The organism is Acidimicrobiales bacterium (assembly GCA_036273495.1).
Classification (GTDB): domain Bacteria; phylum Actinomycetota; class Acidimicrobiia; order Acidimicrobiales; family JAJPHE01; genus DASSEU01.
Map to the genome: position 1 here is coordinate 1 of DASUHN010000341.1, position 5,085 is coordinate 5,085.

Here is a 5,085-nt window from a genome sequence, read left to right on the forward strand (position 1 = left end):
GACCGGGAGACGAGGAGGCCTTGGCGCCGTTCTGGCCGCAACCGAGCGATGCCGAACCGTGGGCGTGGATCGTGCGCTACCTGCGCGAGGCGCCGGAGGCGGTCGGGGTGGCGCGCAACAACAACGGGGCGGTGGCGGGCCTGATGATCTCGGTGACCGTGCAGTCGGCCCCCGCCCTGTGCGCCGAGGACCCGGTGCTCGGGCCGTGGCTCGAGTACGCGCGCAGCAACGACCCCACCGACAACGGCGTGCTCTGGCGCACCTCCAACGACTTCAGCGGCGATCCGCGCTGGCCGGTCCAGGCCCTCCTGGGCGCGGCGGGGATCCGGCGGTCGGGACTGCCCAACCCGCGCTACGTGTACCTGCCGATCAACCCCAAAGCGGAGCTGGCGGTGGCGTTCTCGGCCGCCATCGGGGCCGTGCGGGTGGAAGGGCTCGACGCCACCCTCGGCCCCGAGACCCATGAGTGCCACGTGGCCGACATGGGACCGGGCGGGATCCTCGGCGCCTACCGCGACGTGGTCTACGCCGAGCTGGGCCTGGTGCCGCCGACGCCCGAGCCGTTCCCGGCCGAGGCGGTGCGCGACGCCCTGCGCCACTGGGACGACCCGGTGGTGCTGGCCGGCAGCCCGCTGGCGGAGGGGACGACGATGGGCGAGCGCAGCGACTCGGTGCGCGCCACGTTGAACGGCGCCCTCGACCGGGCGTTCGGGGCCGGGGCCGAGGACGCCCTGCTGCGCCGGGTGCTGGAGCACGGCTACCTGGCCCACGTCTCGAGCCACGAGGCCACCGCCCGCCGGCTGGGGCTGTCTCCCGACGCCTACTTCCGCCGGCTGCGCGAGGCGACCGAGCGGGTCGCCGCCTGCCTGCCGGTCTGACGCGCTAGCCGGCGCCGAAGAAGCGGGCGCTGCCGTAGGCGAACACGCCGCCGTCGGCCGCCACCAGCCAGTAGCCGTGGCCGTCGGGGGCGGCGGTGATCCCCACCACCGGCTCGAACAGCGGCTGGTTCACGGCGTCCCCCACCCCCTTGGCCGTCCCGAACGGGTACACCGAGCCGTCGGCGCCCACCAGCCAGTAGCCCCGCCCGTCGGGCGCGGCCGCCATCCCCACGACCGGCGCCGGCAGGGCCCGGCCGGCGGCGCCGCCGTAGAAGTGGGCGTCCCCGTAGGCGAAAACGCCCCCGTCCGCCGTCGCCAGCCAGTACCCCCTCCCATCGGGCGAAGCCGCCATTCCCACCACCGGCCGGGCCAGCGCCGTCGACGACCGCGCCGGTGAGCCGTAGGAGCCGGCCGCCCCGAAGGCGCTGACCTTCCCCGCCGCCGTCGTCACCCAGTACCCGTCGTCCCCGGCGCTGCCGGCCAGGGCCACGACGGGGTCGGTGGAGACCGATCCGCCCGACGAGCCGAAGTAGCGGGCATCCCCGGAGGTGAACACCCCGCCGTCGGTGCCGACCAGCCAGTAGCCCTTCCCTTCAGTGGTGGGTGCGCCCCCGACGACCAGGGCCGAGGGGACCGGCGCCGCCGCCGCGGGGATGGCCGCCCCCCGCCACGTGACCGCCCCCAGACCGGTCACCGATCCGTAGCCCCGGCCGCCCGGGGCGGGCAGGAGGGCCACCACGTCGGCGCGGATCGAGGAGTCGCGCTGGGTGCCGCCGTCCCCCACCCACTCCCAGTGCCACGCCTCGGGGCAGGCGCTCCCGCCCGGGCGGGCCCAGCCCGGGTGGTTCCATCCGAAGCGGCCGGCGTTGGCCTCGAGGAAGCGGTCCCCCGCCGAGCCCGCCGCCACCCCGCCGCCCGCGTAGCTGAAGTCGGCGGCCTTTCCCCACCCGTGCATCGAGGTGCCCTTGGGCTTGCCGGCCGGGGTGCCCGTGACCGGGGCGGCGCAGGCGCTGTTGCCGGCCTGGGTCCACGACTGCTTGACCGCCACCTGGTCGGAGAGGGGCCGGTAGCACTCCTGGAAGCCCAGCGGCACGCCGTGCTCCCGGGCCGTCGCCAGCAGGAGGCCCAGGCTGGGGGCGGCACCGGTGTAGGCCTGGCAGTCCGGCGCCACCCAGACCAGGTCGGAGCCGGCCATCTCCCCGTTGGTCTGCCCGGGCACCGGGGTCGGGACGTTGGTGGCCCGGATGGGTGTGACGAAGGGCTTGGCCGGCGGCGGCGCGGCCGCCACCACCACCGGCGCCGCCGTGGTCGAGGGGGTGGCGGGTGCCGTGGCCATCGGCGGGCCGGCGGCCGGGCTCGGGGCCGGCGGGGCCGGTTGGCGGGGGGAGCCGGGGTGCGGTCCGGCGGCGCCGGCCAAGCCGCCGGGGGCCCCCTGACCGCCGCAGGCGGCGGCCACCATGCCGCACGCCGCCAGCACCACCGCCACGGAAGCTCGCCTGGGGGACAACCGGGCCGACCCTACCGACGCCGGGCCGGCCCAACCGGTCATCCCGGGTAGATCCGGACGCCGTAGCGGAAGGCCACGCTCATCCGGGGCCCGGCTCGGGCCACCTTCGGGACGCTGTGGTCGAAGCGGCGCTGGGTCTGCCCGCCCGTCACCAGCAGGTCCCCCGATCCGAGCATCAGGGCCCGGGAGATCCCGCCGCCGTGGGGGCGCAGCAGGAAGCGGCGGGGCTCCCCGAGCGAGAGGAGGGCCACGACCGGCCGGTCGATCTCGACCGGGATCCGGTCGCGGTGCCAGGCCACGCTGTCGGAGCCGTCCCGGTAGAGGTTGATGCCGACGGAGTCGAACGCCACCCCGTAGCGCTGTGACAGGGCGCGGCGGGCCGCCTCGAGCGGGGCCGGGTCCAGCGGCTCGCCGGTTCCGGCCCGCCAGCCCGACGTCAGGCGGGGCTCGTCGACGACCCGGTCGTACATGCGCCGGCGCCGCTGCCCCCACCGGGCGCCCCCGGCGATCTCGGCGAAGAGGCGGTCGGCCCCCGCCATCCACCCGGGCGCATGGTCGAGCCAGGACTCCTCGTCCAGCTCTACCCGCACGAGGGACCCGAAGCCCGGGTCGGGGGCCGGCTCCTCGGCGCCGAACAGCGACGGCTGCCAGATCAGCTGGTCGGCGGTCTCCATCGCTAGTCCCAACGGTTGGCTCCCTACGGTCGTTCCCGACCGGGCCCGGCGGCCGCCCGTCTGACGCCGGCGGGGATCAGCAGGCGCTCCCCACCGGCCGGCGGGACCCGTTGCCGAGCAGCTGGACCAGGACCGGCACCAGCTCCCACGCCGAGGCCTTGTTCAGGTAGGCGTCCCCGCCCGCGGTCAGCACCTGGACCAGCGTGACCAGCTCCGGGAAGTTGGAGAGCACCACGATGCGCGCGTCCGGGAGCAGGCTGCGCAGCCGGGGGAGGGCCTCCCACCCGTCCAGGCCCGCGGGCATCGACAGGTCCAGGACCACGGCGTCGGGGCGGAGGCGCTCGGCCATCTCGAGGGCCTCGGCTCCCTCCTCGGCGTGACCGACCACCTCGAAGTGGCCCTCGATCTCGAACATGACCTCGATGAGGGGGTGGATGTCCTGATCGTCGTCGACGACCAGGACCCGCCAGCGCCCGTGAGGGGAAGGAGTGACCATGGTCCCCTGATTCCCACGGACGGTGACAATCTAAACACAAATAGTGGGAAGTTTTCTCAAGCCAGGTAGCACCGGCTCCGACATTCCATGCAGGTCGCACGGAAGCGCAGCACGGTGGAGGGGAACCCATCGACGAGGCCCGGTTTCGGGAACCAGACCGCAGGACGCTCCGGCGTGCCGGCTTCGACCAGGTGGTCGGCTCCGCGCTCCCGATGCGTGCCGCGAACGGGGCGCCCAGGCTGGACCTGACCGCGGGAGCGGGAGATTGCCTGGTCGAGCTGACCGTGGCGGTTCTCGGCTTCGCGGCCGGCGACCCCGCCTCCACGCTGACCGGCGCCCTGGAGCGCTGGCGGCCCCACGCCCCTTCCGCCGCCGAGGCCCGCGCCGACCTGGCGGCGGTGCGCGCCACCCTCGAGGACCGGCTGACCGGTCCGACCCCGCGCCTCCACGCCCTGATCGACGCCCTGACCACGGCCGAGGCCGCCCGGCGCACCACCGGCGCCGCCGGCGTCGACCCCCTGGACGCCTTCGTCCCGCCCCGGACGCCCCTGCGCCCGAGCCGGTCGACGCGGATCCGGCGCGCCGCCTCCCTGCGCCGCATCACACCCCACCGGCACCGCCCGGTCCGCCGGCCCGGGCGCGCTACCGGGGGGCCGCGGACGGCGGCGGGCCGCCCGCCCCGGCACCGGCGCCCCAAGCGGGTCCTGCCTCTCGGGCCGGTGGTGGCGGCGGTGCTGGTGGTGCTGACCGGGGCGTTCGCCGCCCACCCCGGGCTGCCCGAGGCCCTCCTGCCCAACTTCTCCGGGCCGCACGCCCCGCGGCCCGCTCCTTCCGGTTCGGCTCGTTCCGCGTCCGCTCCGTCCGCCTCCTCCCCGGTGGCGCCGGCTCCCTCCTCCCAGGTCGCGGGTGCCCCCCGCCCCGGCGCCCCCGCCCGCGCCGGGACGGGGCGCCCGCAAGCCTCGCCCGATGCCGTGGTGATGGCGGCGGCGGTGGTGCCCTCGACGCCGTCACCTTCGCCGGCAGGCCCGTCGGCTTCCTCGTTGCTCCCGGTCCCGACCACCACGCCGGCCCCGCCCGTCGCCGCCCCGGCGCTCTCCCCCAAGGCCGCCAAGCACGCCGCCAAGAGCGCGGTCCGTAATCTCGGGACCGACGCCAAGGGGGCCAAGCACGGTGCGACAGCTGCTGTCGGGAATACGAGTGGTGGAGCTGTCGCGGGAGCCGGCGGGCAGCTACACGGGAAAGCTGTTCGCCGACCTGGGGGCGGAAGTGGTCAAGGTGGAGGCACCCACGGGGGATCCGCTTAGGGAGCGGACGGGGGCGTTCCTCCACCTCAACACCAACAAGCGCAGCGTGGTGGCCGACCCCGCCGGCGCACCGGGGCGGGACAAGCTGTCCCGTCTTCTCGACCGGGCCGACGTCGTGGTGGAGACGGTCGGCGGAGGTGAGCTCGCCGACTTCGCCATGAGCGCCGACGACGTCCGGGCCCGGCGGCCCGGTCTGGTCGTCACCACGATCAGCGGCTTCGGCGCC

The 5,085-nt window shown here is 76.0% G+C and carries 6 protein-coding genes; 3 read left to right on the forward strand and 3 right to left on the reverse strand.

Annotated features, from left to right (window positions below; all coding sequences use genetic code 11):
• A partial coding sequence (locus VFW24_14585) for a hypothetical protein (protein HEX5267989.1) occupies nt 1–878 on the forward strand: 878 nt, incomplete at its 5' end.
• 4 nt (nt 879–882) lie between these two features.
• Here VFW24_14585 and VFW24_14590 read toward each other — a convergent pair.
• The 3 genes from VFW24_14590 to VFW24_14600 form a co-directional block, all read right to left on the reverse strand.
• On the reverse strand, nt 883–2,385 hold the full coding sequence (locus tag VFW24_14590; GenBank protein ID HEX5267990.1) for a M15 family metallopeptidase: 1,503 nt from the start codon (nt 2,383–2,385) through the stop codon (nt 883–885).
• A 38-nt stretch (nt 2,386–2,423) separates the two neighbouring features.
• Nucleotides 2,424–3,059, reverse strand: coding sequence for an alpha-ketoglutarate-dependent dioxygenase AlkB (locus tag VFW24_14595; protein ID HEX5267991.1), 636 nt, complete (start codon nt 3,057–3,059; stop codon nt 2,424–2,426).
• A gap of 76 nt (nt 3,060–3,135) precedes the next feature.
• The gene (locus tag VFW24_14600; protein HEX5267992.1) at nt 3,136–3,555 is read right to left on the reverse strand and encodes a response regulator transcription factor; all 420 of its coding nucleotides are present in this window, start codon (nt 3,553–3,555) and stop codon (nt 3,136–3,138) included.
• Between the two features lie 212 nt (nt 3,556–3,767).
• Between VFW24_14600 and VFW24_14605 the strand changes: the two genes are divergently transcribed.
• Both VFW24_14605 and VFW24_14610 read left to right on the forward strand, forming a co-directional pair.
• Entirely contained in the window at nt 3,768–4,859 is a 1,092-nt protein-coding gene (locus VFW24_14605; protein ID HEX5267993.1) for a hypothetical protein, read from the forward strand.
• A partial coding sequence (locus VFW24_14610) for a CoA transferase (protein HEX5267994.1) occupies nt 4,756–5,085 on the forward strand: 330 nt, incomplete at its 3' end. The genes VFW24_14605 and VFW24_14610, both read left to right, overlap by 104 nt.

Bases quoted from the DNA above. Each gene is read 5' to 3' on its own strand.
- VFW24_14595 (HEX5267991.1), bottom strand. From the start codon at position 3,059: ATGGAGACCGCCGACCAGCTGATCTGGCAGCCGTCGCTGTTCGGCGCC.
- VFW24_14600 (HEX5267992.1), bottom strand. From the start codon at position 3,555: ATGGTCACTCCTTCCCCTCACGGGCGCTGGCGGGTCCTGGTCGTCGAC.
- VFW24_14605 (HEX5267993.1), top strand. From the start codon at position 3,768: ATGCGTGCCGCGAACGGGGCGCCCAGGCTGGACCTGACCGCGGGAGCG.